Annotated in this window: 11 protein-coding genes, 1 other RNA gene and 1 pseudogene; 10 read left to right on the plus strand and 3 right to left on the minus strand. The window is 48.7% G+C overall.

The genetic code is table 11. From position 1 onward, the window contains the following. Positions 1–2 precede the first annotated feature (2 nt). Together GF423_RS00570 and ppdK are read right to left on the minus strand one after the other, a co-directional pair. Positions 3–1,880 (minus strand): ABC-F family ATP-binding cassette domain-containing protein, encoded by a 1,878-nt coding sequence (locus GF423_RS00570; protein ID WP_154326510.1) that lies wholly within the window; start codon positions 1,878–1,880, stop codon positions 3–5. 408 nt (positions 1,881–2,288) lie between these two features. Continuing rightward, the gene (ppdK, locus tag GF423_RS00575; protein ID WP_154326511.1) at positions 2,289–5,003 is read right to left on the minus strand and encodes a pyruvate, phosphate dikinase; all 2,715 of its coding nucleotides are present in this window, start codon (positions 5,001–5,003) and stop codon (positions 2,289–2,291) included. Positions 5,004–5,451: 448 nt separating this feature from the next. On the opposite strand from ppdK, the pseudogene rpsF reads away from it, so the two are divergent. From rpsF to rplI, 3 genes and pseudogenes are all read left to right on the plus strand, one after another. Beyond that, positions 5,452–5,793 (plus strand): annotated as a pseudogene (gene rpsF / locus GF423_RS00580) (30S ribosomal protein S6); the annotation flags it as partial. Positions 5,794–5,888: 95 nt separating this feature from the next. Further along, entirely contained in the window at positions 5,889–6,158 is a 270-nt protein-coding gene (gene rpsR, locus GF423_RS00585; RefSeq protein ID WP_154326513.1) for a 30S ribosomal protein S18, read from the plus strand. 28 nt (positions 6,159–6,186) lie between these two features. Further along, positions 6,187–6,630, plus strand: coding sequence for a 50S ribosomal protein L9 (rplI, locus tag GF423_RS00590; RefSeq protein ID WP_154326514.1), 444 nt, complete (start codon positions 6,187–6,189; stop codon positions 6,628–6,630). 93 nt (positions 6,631–6,723) lie between these two features. On the opposite strand, the gene GF423_RS00595 is transcribed toward rplI, so the two are convergent. Beyond that, positions 6,724–7,365, minus strand: a complete 642-nt coding sequence (locus GF423_RS00595; RefSeq protein ID WP_206113301.1) for a DUF4369 domain-containing protein — start codon at positions 7,363–7,365, stop codon at positions 6,724–6,726. Between the two features lie 125 nt (positions 7,366–7,490). Between GF423_RS00595 and ssrA the strand changes: the two genes are divergently transcribed. From ssrA to GF423_RS00630, 7 genes are all read left to right on the plus strand, one after another. Continuing rightward, positions 7,491–7,891, plus strand: a transfer-messenger RNA (tmRNA) gene (ssrA, locus tag GF423_RS00600). A 325-nt stretch (positions 7,892–8,216) separates the two neighbouring features. Then, positions 8,217–10,403 carry a substrate-binding domain-containing protein gene (locus GF423_RS00605; RefSeq protein ID WP_235911834.1) on the plus strand — a complete coding sequence of 729 codons (2,187 nt, stop codon included), beginning with the start codon at positions 8,217–8,219 and terminating at the stop codon, positions 10,401–10,403. A 253-nt stretch (positions 10,404–10,656) separates the two neighbouring features. Further along, positions 10,657–11,835 carry an MFS transporter gene (locus GF423_RS00610; protein ID WP_154326517.1) on the plus strand — a complete coding sequence of 393 codons (1,179 nt, stop codon included), beginning with the start codon at positions 10,657–10,659 and terminating at the stop codon, positions 11,833–11,835. An 82-nt stretch (positions 11,836–11,917) separates the two neighbouring features. Then, positions 11,918–12,817: a carbohydrate kinase family protein gene (locus tag GF423_RS00615; protein WP_154326518.1), complete on the plus strand. Its 900-nt coding sequence runs from the start codon at positions 11,918–11,920 to the stop codon at positions 12,815–12,817. A 249-nt stretch (positions 12,818–13,066) separates the two neighbouring features. Continuing rightward, positions 13,067–16,183: a SusC/RagA family TonB-linked outer membrane protein gene (locus GF423_RS00620; RefSeq protein WP_154326519.1), complete on the plus strand. Its 3,117-nt coding sequence runs from the start codon at positions 13,067–13,069 to the stop codon at positions 16,181–16,183. A gap of 44 nt (positions 16,184–16,227) precedes the next feature. Beyond that, positions 16,228–17,967, plus strand: a complete 1,740-nt coding sequence (locus tag GF423_RS00625) for a RagB/SusD family nutrient uptake outer membrane protein (protein ID WP_154326520.1) — start codon at positions 16,228–16,230, stop codon at positions 17,965–17,967. 139 nt (positions 17,968–18,106) lie between these two features. Then, on the plus strand, positions 18,107–19,396 hold the full coding sequence (locus GF423_RS00630; protein WP_154326521.1) for an IS1380 family transposase: 1,290 nt from the start codon (positions 18,107–18,109) through the stop codon (positions 19,394–19,396). The last annotated feature ends 162 nt before the right edge of the window (positions 19,397–19,558 follow it).

A 19,558-nucleotide genomic window follows, 5' to 3' on the forward strand; every position in this document is an offset into this window, starting at 1 on the left:
CACTACTTCTCATCCTTCTCACTCAACTCGAGCCATCTGAGCTCTTTTTCGTCAATCAAATTTTTCACTTCTTCATAGCGGGCTGCCTTGCTGGCAATGTCATCAATGGCAGCACCGCTATCGAAGAGTGTTTCCAGCTCTCTTTTCTCCTTGTTGAGGCTTTCAAGCTCTTGCGTGAGTGCTTCGAGCTCTTTCTTCTCTTTATAGGTGAGGCGATTGCTGTTGTCGTGCGTGTTGGCCCGCTGTGGCTTGGCCTTGACAGTTGTGGCCGGCCTGGCAGCTGTGGCAGCGGCTTTCTCGTGATATTCTTTCCATGCACGGTACTCACTATAGTTGCCCGGAAAATCCTTGATCACGCCATTGCCCATAAACACAAAGGTGTGGTCGACCACACGGTCCATGAAAAACCGGTCGTGGCTCACCACAATCAAGCACCCGTTGAACCGTGAGAGGTAATCCTCGAGAATCTCGAGGGTGGGAATGTCGAGGTCGTTGGTGGGCTCGTCGAGTATCAGGAAATTGGGCTTCTGCAACAGTACCGTAGCAAGATATAGCCTGCGTTTCTCCCCTCCGCTCAATTTCTCGATTAGCTTTTGCTGATCGGCAGGTGTGAACAAAAACAGTTGCAGGAATTGTGACGCCGTGTAATGGGTCTTCTCGTCGAAATAGATGTACTCGGCCACATCACGCACGGCATCGATCACTTTTTTCCCCTCGTCAAAGTTGATTCCATCCTGGCTGTAGTAGCCGAATTTCACTGTGGTGCCTATTTCAAAGTTGCCGCTGTCGGGCTGCAGCTTGTCGAGCAGCAGCTTGATAAAGGTTGACTTCCCCACCCCATTGTCGCCCACAATGCCCAGTTTCTCATAGCGGGCAAATGTGTAGTTGAAATCGTTGAGTATCACCTTGTCGCCAAATCGCTTGCTCACATGGTGGGCGATAAAAATCTTGTTGCCTATGTAGCCTGCCTTCACGTTGAGCTTCACGTTGCCCTCATCGCGTCGCACTTGGGCGCGCTCGCGCAAGTCGTAGAACGCATCGATGCGGTACTGCGCCTTGTGGGCACGTGCTTGCGGCTGGCGCCGCATCCACTCCAGTTCGGTTCTCAACAGGTTGCGGGCTTTGTCGACAGCCGCATTTTGGGCGTCGATGCGCTCGGCACGCTTTTCAAGATAATAATTGTAATTGCCACTGTAGCTGTAGATGCCCGCCTGGTCGAGTTCCAATATTTTGGTGCATATCTTGTCGAGGAAATAGCGGTCGTGCGTCACCATCAATATGGTCATGTGGCTCCGGGTCAAGTAGTCCTCGAGCCACTCTATCATGTCGATGTCGAGGTGATTGGTAGGCTCGTCGAGCATCAGGAATTGTGGCTCGTCGATCAATATCTTGGCCAGTGCCACCCGTTTTATCTGTCCACCCGAGAGCTGCGACACAGGCTGGTCGATGTCGTCGATTTTGAGTTGAGACAAAATCTGCTTGAAGCGATCCTCATAGTCCCAGGCTCCTGCGTTGTCCATTGCCTGGATTGCAGTGGTCATCAGCTCATTGCCGCCATGCTTTATGGCCTCCTCATAGTGCTTCACTGCAATACTCCTTGCATCGTCGCCCGTGAGACAGGTGTCGATGACCGTGCGGCTGCCGTCGAAGGTTGGCATCTGTTTCAAGTAGCCCACCCGCAGCCCGTTGCGAAAGATTACCGTGCCGTCATCTTGGTCGGCCTCACCAGCAATGATGCTCAGCAGGGTCGACTTCCCCGAGCCGTTTTTAGCAATTAAACCAATCTTTTCTCCCTCATTCACGCCGAAAGTGACGTGCTGAAACAGTGTGTCATACCCCCACGATTTACTCAGGTTCTCAACTTGCAAGTAACTTTCCATCTCAATATTGTTTAGAGCGGTGCAATTGCAGCTCCTTGTTTAACTCTGCATTTACTTTTACCTGCCACAAAATTAAACGAAATAATCCATTCTTTCAACAGTGCCATGCAGGAAATGTGATTATGTAGAGTCAAGTGGCAAGTGCAAAATTAGCTAATTTTCGCCTCTCTCCGGGTCATAGATCACAACGCTTCCGTCGTCGCTCTCCTGCACATGCTGCTCACCCATGTCGCGTAAACCGTTGATTCCTTTCTGTGACGTGCATCTACACCCACCTCGCACGAAAGGGTTATTTGGCCACCTGAAAATATCCAAACTTCAGTAGATAAAAAACAGAGGCTGCCCCGTAAACCGTTATTACGACACAGCCTCCTGATAAGTTGAGGTATTATTTTATTTTGCCTTGTCTTAGTTCTCCAGAGCGCCCTGGGCGGCAGCGATGCGTGCAATGGGCACACGGTAGGGAGAGCACGACACGTAGTCGAAGTTCAGGCTTGCACAGAACTTCACGCTCGAAGGCTCGCCGCCATGCTCGCCGCAGATGCCCAGGTTGATGTTGGGCTTGGTGGCACGGCCTTTCTGGGCAGCCATCTTGATGAGTTGGCCCACGCCTTCTTGGTCAAGAATCTGGAAAGGATCGTTCTTGAGGATACCTGCCTTGATGTAGTCGTTGAGGAATTTGCCCACATCGTCGCGACTGTAACCGAATGTCATTTGGGTCAAGTCGTTGGTACCAAACGAGAAGAAGTCGGCAACCTTGGCGATTTGGTCGGCAATGAGTGCGGCACGTGGTATTTCAATCATAGTACCTATCTTGTAGGACACGCGCTTGCCGCGCTCCTTGAAGACAGCTTCGGCCGTGCGGTTGATAATGTCGGCCTGCATCTTGATCTCGTTGTACACGCCCACCAGCGGGATCATGATCTTGGGATGAACCTCGAAGCCCTTGTCCTGCACATTGATGGCAGCCTCGATGATGGCACGCGTCTGCATCTCGGTGATTTCGGGATAGGTATTGCCCAGGCGGCAGCCGCGGTGACCAAGCATGGGATTGACCTCCTTGAGGCTTGCAACTACATGCTTGATGTGGTCGAGCGTGACACCCAGCTCTTGTGCAAGCTCTTCTTGGGAGGCTGTGTCTTGAGGCACAAACTCGTGCAATGGCGGGTCGAGAAGGCGAATTGTGACTTCATAGCCACTCATCGCCTCAAACATGCCTTCGAAGTCGCCACGCTGCAGCGGTAGCAGCTTGGCAAGAGCGGCCTTGCGGCGCTCAACATTCTCGGCGATGATCATCTCGCGCATGGCCTTGATGCGGTCGCCCTCGAAGAACATGTGCTCGGTGCGGCACAGACCGATGCCCTTGGCGCCGAACCGGCGTGCAACCTTGGCATCACGTGGCGAGTCGGCATTGGTGTAGACTTGCATCTTAGTGTATTTGTCGGCCAAGTCCATCACTGCCTTAAAGTCGCCGCTCATGTCGACATCCACAGTCTTCACCTGGCCGTCATAGACCTTGCCAGTGCTACCGTTGAGTGAAATCCAGTCGCCCTCGTGATAAGTCTTCCCGCCCATTTCTACAGTGCGGTTCTTGTAGCTCACCTTGATTTCGCCTGCCCCCGACACGCAGCACTTGCCCATGCCGCGAGCCACGACGGCAGCGTGCGAGGTCATGCCGCCGCGGTTGGTAAGGATGCCTTGAGCCACGGTCATGCCGCGCAGGTCCTCGGGCGATGTCTCGAGACGCACCATGATCACCTGCTTGCCGTCCTGAGCCCATTTCTCGGCATCATCGGCAAAAAACACAATTTGACCGCTTGCAGCACCTGGCGATGCAGGCAAGCCCTTGGCAACGCGGCGGGCCGAATCGAGAGCAGCCTTGTCGAAGACGGGATGCAACAACTCGTCGAGCTTGGTGGGCTCAATGCGTTTGATCACTGTTTTCTCGTCGATTTGGCCTTCACGCAAAAGGTCCATGGCAATCTTCACCATGGCAGCTCCCGTGCGCTTGCCGTTGCGAGTCTGCAACAGCCAGAGTTTGCCATTTTGGATGGTAAACTCCATGTCTTGCATGTCGTGATAATGATTCTCGAGGCGCTGCTGTATTTCAACGAGCTGAGCTGCACACTCGGGCATGGTCTCTTCAAGTGAGGGATACTTTGCCTTGCGCTCCTCCTCGTCGATGCCCTGCAACTCGGCCCAGCGGCGACTGCCCTCGGTCATGATTTGCTGCGGGGTGCGCACGCCCGAGACCACATCCTCACCCTGGGCATTGATCAAATACTCGCCGTTGAAGATGTTCTCGCCTGTAGCTGCATCGCGAGAGAAGGCCACACCTGTGGCCGAAGTGTTGCCCATGTTGCCATAAACCATGGCCTGGACGTTGACGGCAGTACCTATCTCGTCGGGGATCTGGTTCATCTGCCTGTAGAGTATTGCTCTGTCGTTGTTCCAACTGTCGAAAACGGCATATATGGCGCCCCACAGCTGGTCCCAGGCACTGGTTGGGAATTCCTTGCCAGTATTTTTCTTCACAGCCTCTTTAAAGAGAACTGTGAGTTTCTTCAAGTCGTCGACGTCGAGCTCGATGTCGAGTTTCACGCCCTTTTCGGCCTTCACCTTGTCGATAATTTCCTCAAAGGGATCGATATCGGTCTTGTTTTGTGGCTTCATGCCAAGCACAACATCGCCATACATCTGCACAAAACGGCGGTAGCTGTCCCATGCAAAACGGGGGTTGCCGCTCTTCTTTGCAAGGGTCTCGGCCACGGCATCGTTTATGCCTAAGTTGAGCACAGTGTCCATCATGCCAGGCATGGATATTGGAGCGCCCGAACGCACCGAAACGAGCTGCGGGTTGTCGGGATCGTCAAATTTATTGCCAGTGAGGCTTTCGATGTGATGTATCGACTTCACTACGTCGTCTTTGATCAGCTCGACCACAGCTTCACGACCCTTGGAAACGTAAAGTTTGCATACGTCGGTCGTGATTGTGAAACCTGGAGGTACAGGAACCCCGATCAAGTTCATTTCGGCAAGGTTGGCACCTTTGCCGCCGAGGAGATCTCTCATGTCGGCACGGCCTTCTGCTTTGCCATTGCCGAATGTGTAAATTGTCTTCATCAATAATTTTGGTTTTATATTATTATAAATTAAATACTTGAAAATCAAAATGCGAGCCTTAGCTCTGTCAATAGCCATGACATCCGTCTTAAGCTATTGAGACATACAAACTCATTTTCAAGGTGCGAATTTACTCAAAAATAGTGAAAAAACCTTACACGGCAGTTGTGAAATAACACATATTAATGATAAATGTGCAACTTGTGCCCGTTTATTAAAAAAATGAAATAAAGTATTACAATTGGTTTAATGAGCAAGATTCACGCTCTCGCGCTTATGTCGCATGCCGAGCAACAATTGCGCGTGAAGTGCACATCGATGCCCAAAAAAAATTGTAAAATGTTGACCTTTCACGCCTTTGGCACTTGCACGAGCAAAAAATAATTAGTAATTTTGCACCGCTTTTTGTAAAAAAGCAAATTATTAATTTCAAAACCAACAAAGTAATATGAATCATTACGAAACCGTTTTCATTTTAACTCCCGTTTTATCTGAGCCTCAGATGAAGGAAGCGGTAGAAAAATTCAAGACAGTGCTCACCAGCAATGGTGCAACCGTTGTCAACGAAGAGAATTGGGGTATGCGCAAGCTGGCCTATCCCATCCAAAAGAAGACCACTGGCTTCTACACCCTCCTGGAATTTGATGGAGAGCCCACTATCGTGAACAAGCTGGAAACCGCTTACCGCCGCGATGAGAAAGTGCTCCGTTTCTTGACCTTCCGTCTCGACAAGTATGCCGAGGAGTATGCTATCAAGCGTCGCAGCTTGAAGAAAACTGCAAAAGAAGAAAAGGCTGCCGAGCCCGCAGCAGAGGCTGCCCCCGCTACCGAGCCCGCTAAAGAAGAAACCAAAAAAGAAGACTAAAGAAAAAGGAGATTTAACTTATGGCACAGACTCAATCAGAAATTCGTTACCTGACTCCACTGTCGGTTGACACCAAAAAGAAAAAATATTGCCGTTTCAAGAGAAGCGGTATCAAGTATATCGACTATAAGGATCCTGAGTTCCTGAAGAAATTCTTGAACGAGCAGGGCAAAATCCTTCCTCGTCGCATCACCGGTACTTCGCTGAAGTTCCAAAGAAGAGTAGCCAAGGCTGTGAAGCGTGCACGCCACTTGGCTTTGCTTCCATATGTTACCGATTTGATGAAATAATTTTTAAACAAGGAAGGAAAAGTAAATTATGAAAATTATATTGAAAGAAGATATCACCAACCTTGGATACAAGGATGATGTTGTAGAAGTGAAGAACGGTTACGGCCGCAATTACCTCATTCCCCAGGGCAAAGCTGTCATCGCCAGCGAGTCGGCACTGAAAGTGCTTGCCGAGAACCAGCGCCAGCGTGCTCACAAGCTGGCCAAGATCAAGGCCGATGCCGAGGCAGTGGCCAAGACACTGGAAGGCGTGGCTCTCACTATCGGCGCCAAGGTGAGCTCGACCGGCACAATCTTTGGTTCGGTCACTCCTATCCAGATTGCCGACGCACTTGCCAAAGAGGGTCATGAGATCGACCGTAAGCTCATCAGCATCAAGGGTGCTGTGAAGGAAGTTGGCAAGTATGAGGCCGTGGTGAAGTTGCACAAGGAAGTGCAAGTCACTATCCCCTTTGAGGTAGTTGCCGAATAACGAGGATCTCAATCCATCTACCATATAAAGAACACTGGTCATGTGGCCAGTGTTCTTGTTGTTTTATAGGTTGTGCAAGTGCTTAGTAAGCCGTCAACGCTTGATGAGCAATTGCACGTAATGAGCCGAATCCAAATCGGCACCATACTGGTCGCGATACAGTGCCCCCACCACATCGGTACGCTTGACAAGATGCAGCGTCATCGCCTGCAACGAGTTGTGAAGTCGGTCGTTGCGCATGAGCAGCCAGGCTTCACGCCCTGGTGTGAGTGTGCTGTCGGCAAGAGAGCGGGCATAGGAGGCTCTTACCGAGTCGGCAAGAGCAATGAGCCGGCCTCGACGCCGCACATGAGAGAAATACTCGTGATTGACTTTTCCGCCCCACACTATGATACGCTGGCGATCAATAGTGATGCTTGTGGTGCATGGCTCGAGAATGAAATAAAACGGCTTGCTTGCACGATTGAGCTTGAGCATGGCAATGCGCGGCGAGTCAATCTGCCCCTTGAATGAGGCTTTGCCATTCTTGAGCCGGCGATGGCCCAAACTGCGCAACGCGTTGTAGGCAGGTTCAACCACAACAAGCGACACGCTATCGCACTTCAAGCTGTCGACTTCGATTGCTACCACATAGTCGCCTTGCTCGGTACCGACGCCTGTCGAGTCACACGATGCCAGCGACAGCATCAATGCCCAAAGGGGGAGTAGGCAATGTGTGAGAAATTTCTTTTTCATCGATTTTGCAAAATTAGCGATTTTATCAATGATAGAATAAAAAAACGGCATGATTTTGGCGTACTAAAAAAAATGTCTATATTTGCACTCACTTATTGTGCCGATAAAGACGACACGTCTAAAAAGGGGATGATTTGGCTTTGACAGCGTGTAGAGTCGGTGAGTAAGCATGCAGAGCGACGGTGCCTGTGCTCTTAAAAATTCGACATCATAAATTTTAACTGGCGAAAACAACTACGCTCTCGCTGCCTAGTCGAAGTATAGTAAACTGGCTTTATCACTGTCCAAGGTGGCAGTGACGAGACATCACCCGATTGCCGTTGTTCCGAGGCGTTTCGACAAGGTGGTGCTGGAATATCGGAAATAGAGCGAGGCAAGTCTCGTACCGAGCTTGAAATTTAGAGACTAAGCTGCAGGTTGGTAGTTTTGATCCTGCCGGCAGACGAAAACCAAGTCAAAACTAAGCATGTAGAAAGCCCATTGGTTCCGCGTTTGGACGAGGGTTCAAACCCCTCCATCTCCACTACTGTATGTTGCGATGGGGCATTGTCAAAATAGTTTGCAGCTATTTTGACGCTGCCCCATCTATTTCTTTATTAAATTTTCCCCTGCACCATGATTATCGCTTGCAAATTCCACCTTTATTAACTATTTTTGAAAAATGAAGTTCAGGCCTTATTATGCAGGCTGTCGAAGTGCCATCACAAGAATGGCATTTCGACAATTGACTTCAAAAAAGAAAAAGTGCAGGGCTTTTATCATCAAACCTCACACCTAAGCAACTCATTACATAAGCACTTGTAACATTGGCGATAATGGCAAAATCGATCTTAAATAAAATCATGATATTCATGATAGCAATACTTGCTATTGCGATTGCAACGGGTTGCACCTCGCATGAGTACTACAAGTATAAAATAGGAGTGTCACAATGTGTGGGCGGACGTTGGCGCGATAAGGTGAACAATGAGATGCTGTCGGCACAGCATCTATATGATACCGATGTAAAAGTTTGTATCACTAATGCCGACAACAACACTCAAGTACAGATACAACAGGTTGATAGTCTTATCGATGCCGGTATGGACTTGATTGTCGTTTCACCTAATGAGTACAAGCACTTGGCTCAATGCATAGAAAGAGCCAAACAAAAAGGGATCCCCGTCATTCTCTTTGAGCGAAAAGCTGCGACCAACGACTATACTGCATTTATAGGAGGCGACAATGTAGAAGCTGGTCGTGTAATGGGAAACTATGCAGTGCAATTGTGCAACGACAGCATGCGGCTCCAAAGGAAGCCTGTAGTGCTTGAAATCACCGGGCACCTTGTCATGTCGCCCGACCGCGAGCGCTACGAGGGATTTTCTGGAGTAATGAAGAAGCATCCAGAAGTCGACTTTAGGCACATTGAGACCGACTGGACAAAAGAGGCTGCCTATGCCGCCACCAAGAAATGGCTGCAGGAAAACAAACCACTCGATGTGGTGTTCTGCCAAAACGATCTTGCCTCGCTTGGAGCCTACAAGGCTGCCCGTGAGCTGGGAAAAGAGAAGGATATATATTTCTTAGGCATCGATGCACTGCCTGGCGAAGGCATCGATGCCGTTCAACAGGGCCAGCTGGCAGCGAGCTACATCTACCCTACTCACGGCGAAGAAATCATTGCTTTGGCCTTGAAAATATTGGAAGGCAAACACTATAAGCGTTCCAACGTGTTGAAAAGCACTATGGTGACGCCACAAAATGTTGACGAAATCGCTTTATATGCGCAGTCGCTGGCACAACAAAGCAACTACTTGGTAACGATACAAAACAAACTTGAAAACTATCTGGGTCTATATCACACCCAGCGCACGCTGCTTGCAGTCACGCTTGCTGCTGCCGTATTGCTCTTGATTGCCGTGTTGCTTGTGTGGAGAGCTATCGTGGCCACGCGACGCGCAAATCGCAAATACAAGGCTTTGAGCAAGGAGCAGAAAATTTTTTACACCAATGCAAGTCATCAACTGCGCACTCCCCTCACCCTCATCATCGGGCCACTGAGGCAACTGCTGGCAAACAACAAACTGAACCAGGACGATCGCAATGCACTGGGCATGGTAGAAAGAAATGCCACGCAACTGCAACAGCTCGTAACCAATGTGCTCCAATTTCATCAAGACGTGCAGCAACAGCCGGGCGAAGAAAATACAGTAAACCCTCAAGAGAAAAGCCACCGTGCAGTGCAGGACGGGCGTCACGACATTATTGTGCGCGACCAAGGCGACGAACTGGCCAGCGTGCTCATTATCGACGACAACGACGACATGCGACAATACCTGCGCACGTTGCTCCTTGATGATTACTATGTGCTTGAGGCAAGCGATGGACAAAGTGGATTGAAACTCGCCCGTGAGGCTATACCCGACTTGGTAGTGAGCGACGTGATGATGCCTGTGATGGATGGATTGACGCTTTGCCGAAAGCTTAAAAGCGACAGCTTGACAAGCCACATTCCTGTGATACTGCTCACGGCCCGCAGCACAGTGCAGCAACATGCCGAGGGGTTGGGTCAGGGGGCCGACGCCTATCTCACCAAGCCTTTCAGTGCCGAGGTGCTCATGGCGCACATTTCCAGCCTCCTGGCCAATCGCAAGAGACTTAAAGACTTCTATGCATCCAACGAGACGATGAGCCTCACCGACAATGTCGCTGCAAGGGGCCTCACCACACCCGACAAGAAGTTTATGGATGCCCTGCGCGACGCGATTGTGAAAAATATGGGCAATTCAAAATTGAAAATGGATGATCTGGGAATCGACATGGGCATAAGCCGAGTCCAGCTCTATCGAAAAGTAAAAGCCCTCACAGGTTTGTCGCCTGTTGAATTGCTCAGAGAAATGCGACTTCAACGAGCCAACAAGCTACTTAAGACGACAGGCAAAACCGTGTCGGAGGTTGCCTATGAAGTGGGATTCGGCACCCCGGGATACTTCTCGTCATGCTTCAAGAAACAATATGGCAAGTATCCCACCGAAATAAGAGACGAGAACTCGTGATGCAGTAAATGCCTTGAAAACAGCACATATAAACTTTGTTACATTTTGTTGAACATTTGTTACATGTCAAAAATATTACGATATTTGAAATAATGGTTGACTTGCTTTTGTGAGGGACACAATAATTTTGCCAACGCTTATACTAAGAGTGGCATCCACCCTGTGTGGCTTCAATCCAGAAGAATTTTTCCACAAGAATACGTGGCACTCGACCTGGCAAGATTATTAATATAAAACCTCAACAAATTAAACAATGAGCAACAAAATCAACACGCGAGCACTGATAAGCGTCATGCTGTGCTTCTTCGCAATGGGCTTTGTCGACTTGGTCGGCATCGCGTCAAACTATGTCAAAAAAGACTTGATGCTAAACGACGCAACGGCCAACATTTTTCCTTCTCTGGTATTCTTCTGGTTCCTTATTTTCTCGGTCCCCACGGGCGTAATGATGAATAAGATAGGGCGAAAGAAGACGGTAATGTTGTCACTTTTAGTTACTATAGTGGCCCTATTGATTCCTATTTTTGGAGAAAGTTTCATGATCATGCTCATTGCCTTCTCGCTACTGGGCATAGGCAACACGCTCATGCAGACTTCTCTCAACCCACTGGTTGCAACCGTCGTGGGAGGCAATCACCTTGCTTCTACACTCACCTTTGGGCAGTTTGTCAAGGCTATAGCCTCATTTATGGCGCCCTATATTGCTGCCTGGGGAGCGACTCAGGCTATTCCCTCATTTGGCATTGGCTGGAGAGTACTCTTCCCCATTTATATGGCAATAGGCATCGTGGCCTCGCTACTCCTGCTCTTTTCTCACATTCACGAGGAAAAAAGTGCTACTGGACAAGGCTCATCTGCAACGGTAGGGCGGCAATTTGCCGAGTGCTTCAAGCTATTGGGCCGCCCCTTTGTCTTGCTCAGCTTCATAGGCATTATGTGCCATGTGGGCATTGATGTGGGCACCAATACCACAGCTCCTAAAATACTGATTGAACGCCTTAGGGTTTCGCTCGACGATGCAGCCTTTGCAACTTCGCTGTACTTCATCTTCCGCACCATAGGCTGCTTTACCGGTACTTTCTTCCTGAGAATCATCAACAACCGTTTATTCTTTGTAATTTCAGTGGTTATGATGTTACTCTCGATGTGTGGTCTACTGGTTGGAACAAGCAAGCTCATCCTCTATGTTTCAATTGCTCTGGTAGGATATGGCAACAGCAACATTTTCTCGCTTATATTTGCACAAGCCCTGCAGAACGTACCCGAGAAACAGAATGAAGTGAGCGGGCTCATGATCATGGGTTTGTTTGGCGGCACAGTTTTCCCACTCATCATGGGCCTGGCCAGTGATGCCATGGGGCAAGCAGGTGCAGTGATTGTAATGGCAGTGGGCGTAATATACCTGTTCACCTACTCAAAGAATGTGAAGTGACACATTGATGTGAATGTGCAACACAACTGCAAAAAAAGAGATTTCTTCACAATATTAACTCAATCCAAATAACATAATCAAAATGAAACAGATAGTTGTAGGCCTCGGAGAGGCTTTATGGGACTGCCTACCCAATGGGTGCAAGCTGGGCGGCGCTCCTGCCAATTTTGCTTATCATGCCAGCCAATTTGGCTTTGAAGCCTATGCCATAAGTGCTGTAGGCAACGATGCACTGGGTGACAGAACGCTTGCCGAACTCAAGAAAAGGCATCTCAATTGCATTATTCCACGAGTTGGATTCCCCACAGGTACTGTACAGGTACAACTCGATGCCGAAGGGGTACCCACCTACGATATCAAGCAAGATGTGGCTTGGGACAATATCACCTTCACCCCCGAGATGGCGCAGTTGGCGCAAAAGTGCGCATGTGTGTGCTTTGGGTCGTTGGCACAGCGCAACAACGTGTCGAGGACAACGATACACCAGTTCATCAAGCACACACCCAGGGGATGCCTTAAAATCTTTGACATCAATCTGCGTCAAAATTTCTATACCAAGGACATAATCAAGGACTCGTTGAAAGCATGCAACATTTTGAAAATCAACGACGAAGAGCTTATTACAATAGCCCGCATATTTGGCTACCCAGGTCTGGATATCGAAAACAAATGCTATCTGATACTGGGCAAATACAACTTGAAGATGCTTGTTTTAACATGTGGAACCAATGGCAGCTACATCTTTACGCCCGGAGAGAAAAGCTACCAGCCCACTCCCAAGGTTAAGGTGGACGACACTGTGGGGGCAGGCGACAGCTTCACTGGCAGCTTTGCCGCAGCGCTATTGGCAGGCAAACCCGTGGCCGAAGCCCACCGTTTGGCTGTGGAAGTGAGTGCCTACGTGTGTACGCAACCTGGCGCAATGCCAAAGTTGCCCGAATCTATGATCGCCAAAATAGGTAACTTGCATGCACACGATTAAAATGTGTGCCTCTGTCTATTTCTTTGTTTTACATGGATTATTGCTTTATAAAAGATGATTGTTGATTTGCCCGAAAAGGTAAATTATCGTTATCGATATATTTGCCTATAGCCTCAAAAATCATTGCATGTATCAAATGTTACAAACATTGAACTTATGGTTGACTTGCCCTGTGCAAGTTACATATAATTTTACAAGCAGAAGACAAACACCATCAACAAATCAAATAAACTTAAACACAAACGTGGTATGAAACATTTCAGAAATGCATTAATTGTCGTGACGTTAGCTTTGGTCAGCCTGTCGGCCTGGGCACAAGACATCATCGTCAACGGCACTGTTAAAGATGGCACCGGGGAGCCTCTTATAGGAGTCTCCATCGTCCAAAAGGGAACGACCAACGGTACTACAACCGACCTTGACGGACACTTTACCTTGAAGGTTGCACAAGGCTCACAGCTCAAGATTTCCTATATAGGATATGCGACCATGGAAGTAAATGCCGCCCCCGACCTACAAATCACAATGAAGGAGAATGCCAAAGAACTCAACGAAGTAGTTGTGACAGGTTACACCGTGCAACGCAAAGCCGACCTTACCGGGTCGATAGCCGTTGTCAACACCAAAGACCTCAAGACAACCTCCGATCCCGATCCCATGCGCGCATTGCAGGGAAAGGTACCTGGCATGACGGTTACAGGCGATGGTTCGCCAATAGGGACAGGCACCGTGCGCATACGCGGCATTGGGTCGTTCAACTCTTCTCAAGACCCTTTGTTTATTATCGACGGTGTGCCTACCAACATGTCGCTGAACTCGCTCAACATGAATGACATTGAAAGTATGCAAGTGCTCAAGGACGCAGCCTCGGCCAGCATCTATGGCTCACGAGCATCTAATGGCGTGATCATCATCACCACCAAAAAGGGCAAAAAAGGCGACAAAGTGGCGGTTGATTTCTCTATGAACCTTACAACGCAGTTCTACACCAGCCAGTCGAAGATGAAATTGTGCAATACAAGCGACTACCTTACAGCAATGGCACAGGCTGCGCTGAACGACGGTCTCGACCCCGTGGCCTATGCAAGCAACTACGGCGTGAACTTGAACAGTAGCAGTGGTGTACCCATCACTGCCTACAACCCGTTGACAGGAGAAATGATAAATTACACAGCTTCAGGCAAATACAACGGTTATATCAATGCAAAAGAAACCATGCCATTCTCCGACACCGATTGGGTAGACGCCATATCACACACTGGCTTCTCTCAAAACTACGACTTGTCGCTCTCACATGCCACCGACAAGCACAGTGCCATGTTCTCGGTGGGATACAAGGATGTGAGCGGTATCCTGAAATACACCAGCTTCAAGAATATCGCTGCACGACTCAACACAACTTGGAACCTGGGTAAAATGGTTGACGTGGGCGAAAACCTCACGGTTACCAATTCATCTCAAGTGGACTGTGCTCCCATGGAAAACGCACTGAAGATGCCCCCCATAGTTCCTGTTTACGAAAAAGACGGAAAAACATTTGCAGGTCCAGTTGGTTCAATGTCGGACCGCGAGAACCCTGCTCGCGAGCAATATGACAATCGCGACAATCATCTGGATTATTGGCGCATATTTGGCAACGCCTATGTGGAACTCAAACCCGTCAAGGGACTGACCCTGAAGTCAAATTTCGGTATTGATTTCAAGACCTCCTTTATCAATGCACTCACCCACACCTATCAATCAGACGTGGTGCGCAACAACATTGCAAAAACAACCCTCTCCAACAATAACGAGACCAACTGGGTGTGGTCAAACACCGCAACCTACCAGTTCAATCTGCCAGGTGACCACCGCTTCAACTTGTTGCTGGGTAGTGAACTCTCAAAGCAGAGCGATATTGATTTTTCGGCCTATTCCGAAGGCTATGCACTGGAAAGCGTTGAATACATGTGGCCAAACGCTGCTACGGGCACAATGAGCAACAGTGGTGCAAAGTTTGGTTATCGGCTGGCATCGTTTTTCGGCAAGATCGACTACAACTGGGCCAACATCCTGCTTGCCTCGTTCACATTGCGCGACGATGGCTCGTCTCGATTTGGCAGAAACCATCGCTGGGGTACCTTCCCGGCAGCATCATTAGGTTTCCGTTTCTCGCAGTTGTTGCACTACAACTGGCTCAACGATGCCAAGCTGAGACTGTCGTGGGGTCAAACGGGTAACCAAGCCATCGACAACAACGCTCAATTTGGTCTCTATGTGGTCGACTATGGCCTCGACCGTGTCACCTCTACAGCCTATGACTTGACGTTGCAAGGCAAGGGTACATTCCCCTCGGGCTTCCGCGCCATCCAGCTTGCCAACCCCAACCTGAAATGGGAGGCTGCTACACAATACAACATCGGTCTTGACTTCATGACAATGGGCAATACGCTCTATGGCTCAATCGATGCCTACATCAAAAATGTGAAAGACATGCTCATCAACCCAGCCTATCTGGGAGCAACAGGCGAGGGTGGAAACCAGTGGCAAAACGGCCCCTCGCTGCGCAACCAGGGTATGGAATTTGCCATAGGCTATCGCAAGGCTTTAGACTGCGGGCTGCAACTCGACATCAATGGCAATCTCAGTTTCTTCCGCAACCGTGTGACCTATCTGCCCTCGACTACCACTGGCGCCTATGCCCACACTTCTACTCAAGACCTGGTCCAAAGCCGCAAGCCCTATGGCTCGATCGTGGGGTATGTAGTCGACGGTCTTTTCCAAACCCAAGAGGAGGCAGATGCCTCTGGGCAGCCTAATGCAAGAATGGGTGGCTTGAAATACAAAGACCTTACCCAAGACGGCAAGATCAACAGCGACGACCAAACTTGGATATTCAACCCGGTACCGTCATTCTCCTATGGCCTCAATATCGGACTTGCTTACAAAAATTTTGACTTGAATATGTTTTGGCAAGGCGTAGCCGGTCAAGATGTATATAACAACCAAAAATTCCAAACCGACTTCTGGGCTATAACCGACCCTGGCTCGAACAAGGGAAGCCGGCTGCTCGGAGCCTGGAATACCAACAATACCAGTTCCTCGATACCTCGCTTGAGCACGATGAACCGTGCCGACGAAGGAAGGGCCTCATCCTACTTTGTCGAAAATGGTTCCTACATTAAGTTACGCTCTCTGCAGATAGGTTATCGCCTGCCCGAAGCTGTGCTTGCCAAACTGCACATGTCAAATGTAAGGTTCTACATATCTGGGCAGAATCTATTGACAATCAAGAGCAATTCACTCACATGCTCTGATCCAGAAAACCCAAATTGGAATTATCCACTTTCGTCTTCGGCAACGTTTGGACTTCAAATTGGATTCTGAGTCAAATTATTACAAAACAAAATCATCTTAACTTGTATCACATCATGAGAAAAATATATGCAATTTCAGTAGCTATCATGCTCAGCATGAGCTTTACCGGATGTAATGATTTCTTAGACTACACCCCTACTGGTGTAGTACCTGAGGACAAAGCCTTCTCCTATCCCGAAGAAATGGTGAACAGCGCCTATAGCATGCTTGGCGACTGCTGGTATTCTTATCCGTTCAACTTGTGGCCTTACGGAGACTTGGCATCTGACGACTGCCTGAAAGGCGGTGGCGGTACAGGCGACACTGGCTATCATGATATTGAGGTGTGGTCGTCGCTCACTTCCTCTCGCGGCGAGCTTGATGAACTATGGTACCGCCTCTACTGTGCAGTATCACGCTGCAACCGCGCCCTGGTGTCACTTCAAGAATATGGTGAGAATGCACTGGGAAAATCTACTACCACACAGCGAGAAGCCGAAGTTAGATTCTTGCGTGCTCACTTCTATTTCAAGCTCATATCGGTGTTTAGACAGGTGCCTTGGATCGACGAGCAAGTGTACAAAGACAAGGCAACCGAAAAAACCAGCAACACGCAATACACCTATCAGCAACTGTGCGAGAAAGTCATAGCCGACTTCCAGTTTGCCTATGATAACTTGCCCGAAAAGCAAGTCGACGGCGGACGACCCAACAAGATTGCGGCAGCAGCCTATCTTGCCAAGTGCTATCTCTCGCTGGCATGGGGCGACGGCTATGAGTCGGCCGACGGTGTGAGCCACATCAACAAGGACTACATGCAGAAGGTGGTGGACTATAGCGACGTGGTTAAAAATTCCAACTACGACTATCTTGAAGACTATGGCGACATCTTCCTGCCCGAGTACAAAAACAGCAAGGAAAGCATCTTTGCCGTGCAAACGAGTGATTACTCGGCCGACCACACTCGTTATGGCCGCGCCAACTGGTCGAACACATTAAATGGCTGCTGGGGCATATGGTCGTGTGGCTGGGACTTCCACAAGCCTTCTCAAAATCTTGTCAACGCCTTCAAGACTCGTAATGGGTTGCCCGAATTCAAGGACTACAACGACAGTGACGAGTATCCCATCAATGGCAAGCCCACAGAGCAGAAGTGGGATCCGAGACTTTTCCACACAGTTGGGATGCCCACATTCCCTTACAAATACGAGTCGCAATACACACTGACTAAAGCCAACTCACGCACCCCCAACACCTACGGGTACTACACCTCGCTCAAGGAGGTGCCCCAACGATCAAAGGGAGAGACCTACAATCGTCCGTGGCAGGCTTTTGACATGAACGACTACGTGTTGCGCTACACCGATGTGATGCTCATGCGGGCCGAAGCTTTGATTGAACTCGACCGTCTCGACGAGGCCCGTCAGATCATAAACGATATACGCCAACGTGCCAAAAACTCAATAACCAAGCACATTAGTTATGCTGCCGATCAGTGTGAAATTGCCTTGTATCCTGCATCATATTTCCAGGACAAGGAGACAGCTCGCACCTGCTTGCGCTGGGAGCGCCGGCTTGAGATGGGCATGGAAGGCAGCCGATTCTTCGACTTGCGCCGTTGGGGAATTGCGTCGGAAACTCTCAACAACTATTTCAAAACCGAGCAGAATGACGTGTATGACGGCCAGAAATATGCCGAATATTATAAAGACGCTCACTTTACGCCCGACAAAAACGAGTTTTGGCCCATTCCCTACAACCAGCTGTACTATATCCCAGGCCTGTATGAGCAAAACAAGGGATATGATAAATAAAACCTTAATTCCGCAACACTATAATTTAACTTTATTTATAAGTTCCTGAGCAACAAAAAGTTGCCCAGGATTTTGCCATGTCAGAATTTTCACTTATCTTAGTGTTGCAAAAAGAAAACAAGCAAAACTCTAATATGACATGGCAAAAATACAAATTAAATCTGAGAAACTCACACCTTTTGGAGGAATTTTTTCAATCATGGAGAAATTTGACTCCATGCTTTCACCCGTTATCGACTCAACACTGGGTCAGAGATGCAGCAGTATCTTCGGATATCAGTTCAGCGAGATAGTCCGTTCGCTGATGAGCGTTTATTTCTGTGGCGGCTCATGCGTGGAAGATGTAACGTCACAACTGATGCGCCATCTCTCGTATCATCCTACCCTTCGTACATGCAGCTCTGATACCATCCTCAGAGCCATCAAGGAACTGACACAGGAAAACATCTCCTATACTTCCGACCAAGGCAAGACCTATGATTTCAATACTGCAGACAAACTCAACACATTGCTTATAAACGCTTTGGTTTCTACAGGCGAGTTGAAGGAAATTGAGGAATACGATGTTGACTTTGACCATCAGTTCCTTGAAACGGAGAAGTATGATGCAAAACCGACCTACAAAAAGTTCCTCGGCTACAGGCCTGGCGTATATGTTATCGGTGACAAGATAGTCTATATCGAGAACAGCGATGGTAACACGAATGTGCGTTTTCATCAGGCAGACACCCATAAGAGATTCTTCGCTCTTCTGGAATCCCAGAACATCCGTGTAAATCGCTTCAGGGCAGACTGCGGTTCCTGCTCGAAGGAAATCGTCAGTGAGATAGAGAAGCATTGCAAACATTTCTACATCCGTGCCAACCGATGCAGTTCGCTCTACAATGACATCTTTGCTCTGAGAGGATGGAAGACGGAGGAGATTAACGGCATCCAGTTCGAACTCAATTCCATTCTCGTTGAGAAATGGGAAGGCAAGTGCTATCGTCTTGTCATCCAGAGACAAAGACGCAACAGTGGCGACCTTGACCTGTGGGAAGGCGAATACACTTACCGTTGTATTCTTACCAACGATTACGACTCATCAACAAGAGACATCGTCGAATTTTACAACAAGCGTGGGGGCAAAGAGCGTATATTCGATGATATGAACAACGGATTCGGTTGGAGCAGGCTCCCCAAGTCATTCATGGCGGAGAATACTGTCTTTCTTCTGCTTACTGCATTGATACACAATTTCTATAAGACCATCATGAGCAGGCTTGACACCAAGGCTTTTGGGCTCAAGGAAACGAGTCGCATAAAGGCTTTTGTCTTCAGCTTCATCTCCGTACCTGCCAAGTGGATCATGACAGCAAGGCAATACGTGCTGAATATCTATACTGAAAATCGGGCTTATGTAAGACCTTTCAAAACTGGATTCGGATAAAATCCGTTCCTTATGGTTTTAATCTGCGTATTACCTCAAGTCGCATCGTGGGGTAAGGGGATGGTGTGCACAAATCGGACAAAATTCACGCTCATACTATCATGATGCATAGTGTTCAAGCTCTTTACTGCAATTGAGATTGTCATTGAGATTGCTTGCGGA

The organism is Sodaliphilus pleomorphus, assembly GCF_009676955.1.
Lineage (GTDB): Bacteria > Bacteroidota > Bacteroidia > Bacteroidales > Muribaculaceae > Sodaliphilus > Sodaliphilus pleomorphus.

Coding starts and splice junctions, on each gene's coding strand:
- GF423_RS00630 (WP_154326521.1), top strand. CDS start 18,107: ATGGCAAAAATACAAATTAAATCTGAGAAACTCACACCTTTTGGAGGA.
- GF423_RS00605 (WP_235911834.1), top strand. CDS start 8,217: ATGATAGCAATACTTGCTATTGCGATTGCAACGGGTTGCACCTCGCAT.
- rpsR (WP_154326513.1), top strand. CDS start 5,889: ATGGCACAGACTCAATCAGAAATTCGTTACCTGACTCCACTGTCGGTT.
- rplI (WP_154326514.1), top strand. CDS start 6,187: ATGAAAATTATATTGAAAGAAGATATCACCAACCTTGGATACAAGGAT.
- ppdK (WP_154326511.1), bottom strand. CDS start 5,003: ATGAAGACAATTTACACATTCGGCAATGGCAAAGCAGAAGGCCGTGCC.
- GF423_RS00620 (WP_154326519.1), top strand. CDS start 13,067: ATGAAACATTTCAGAAATGCATTAATTGTCGTGACGTTAGCTTTGGTC.
- GF423_RS00615 (WP_154326518.1), top strand. CDS start 11,918: ATGAAACAGATAGTTGTAGGCCTCGGAGAGGCTTTATGGGACTGCCTA.
- GF423_RS00570 (WP_154326510.1), bottom strand. CDS start 1,880: ATGGAAAGTTACTTGCAAGTTGAGAACCTGAGTAAATCGTGGGGGTAT.
- GF423_RS00625 (WP_154326520.1), top strand. CDS start 16,228: ATGAGAAAAATATATGCAATTTCAGTAGCTATCATGCTCAGCATGAGC.
- GF423_RS00595 (WP_206113301.1), bottom strand. CDS start 7,365: ATGAAAAAGAAATTTCTCACACATTGCCTACTCCCCCTTTGGGCATTG.
- GF423_RS00610 (WP_154326517.1), top strand. CDS start 10,657: ATGAGCAACAAAATCAACACGCGAGCACTGATAAGCGTCATGCTGTGC.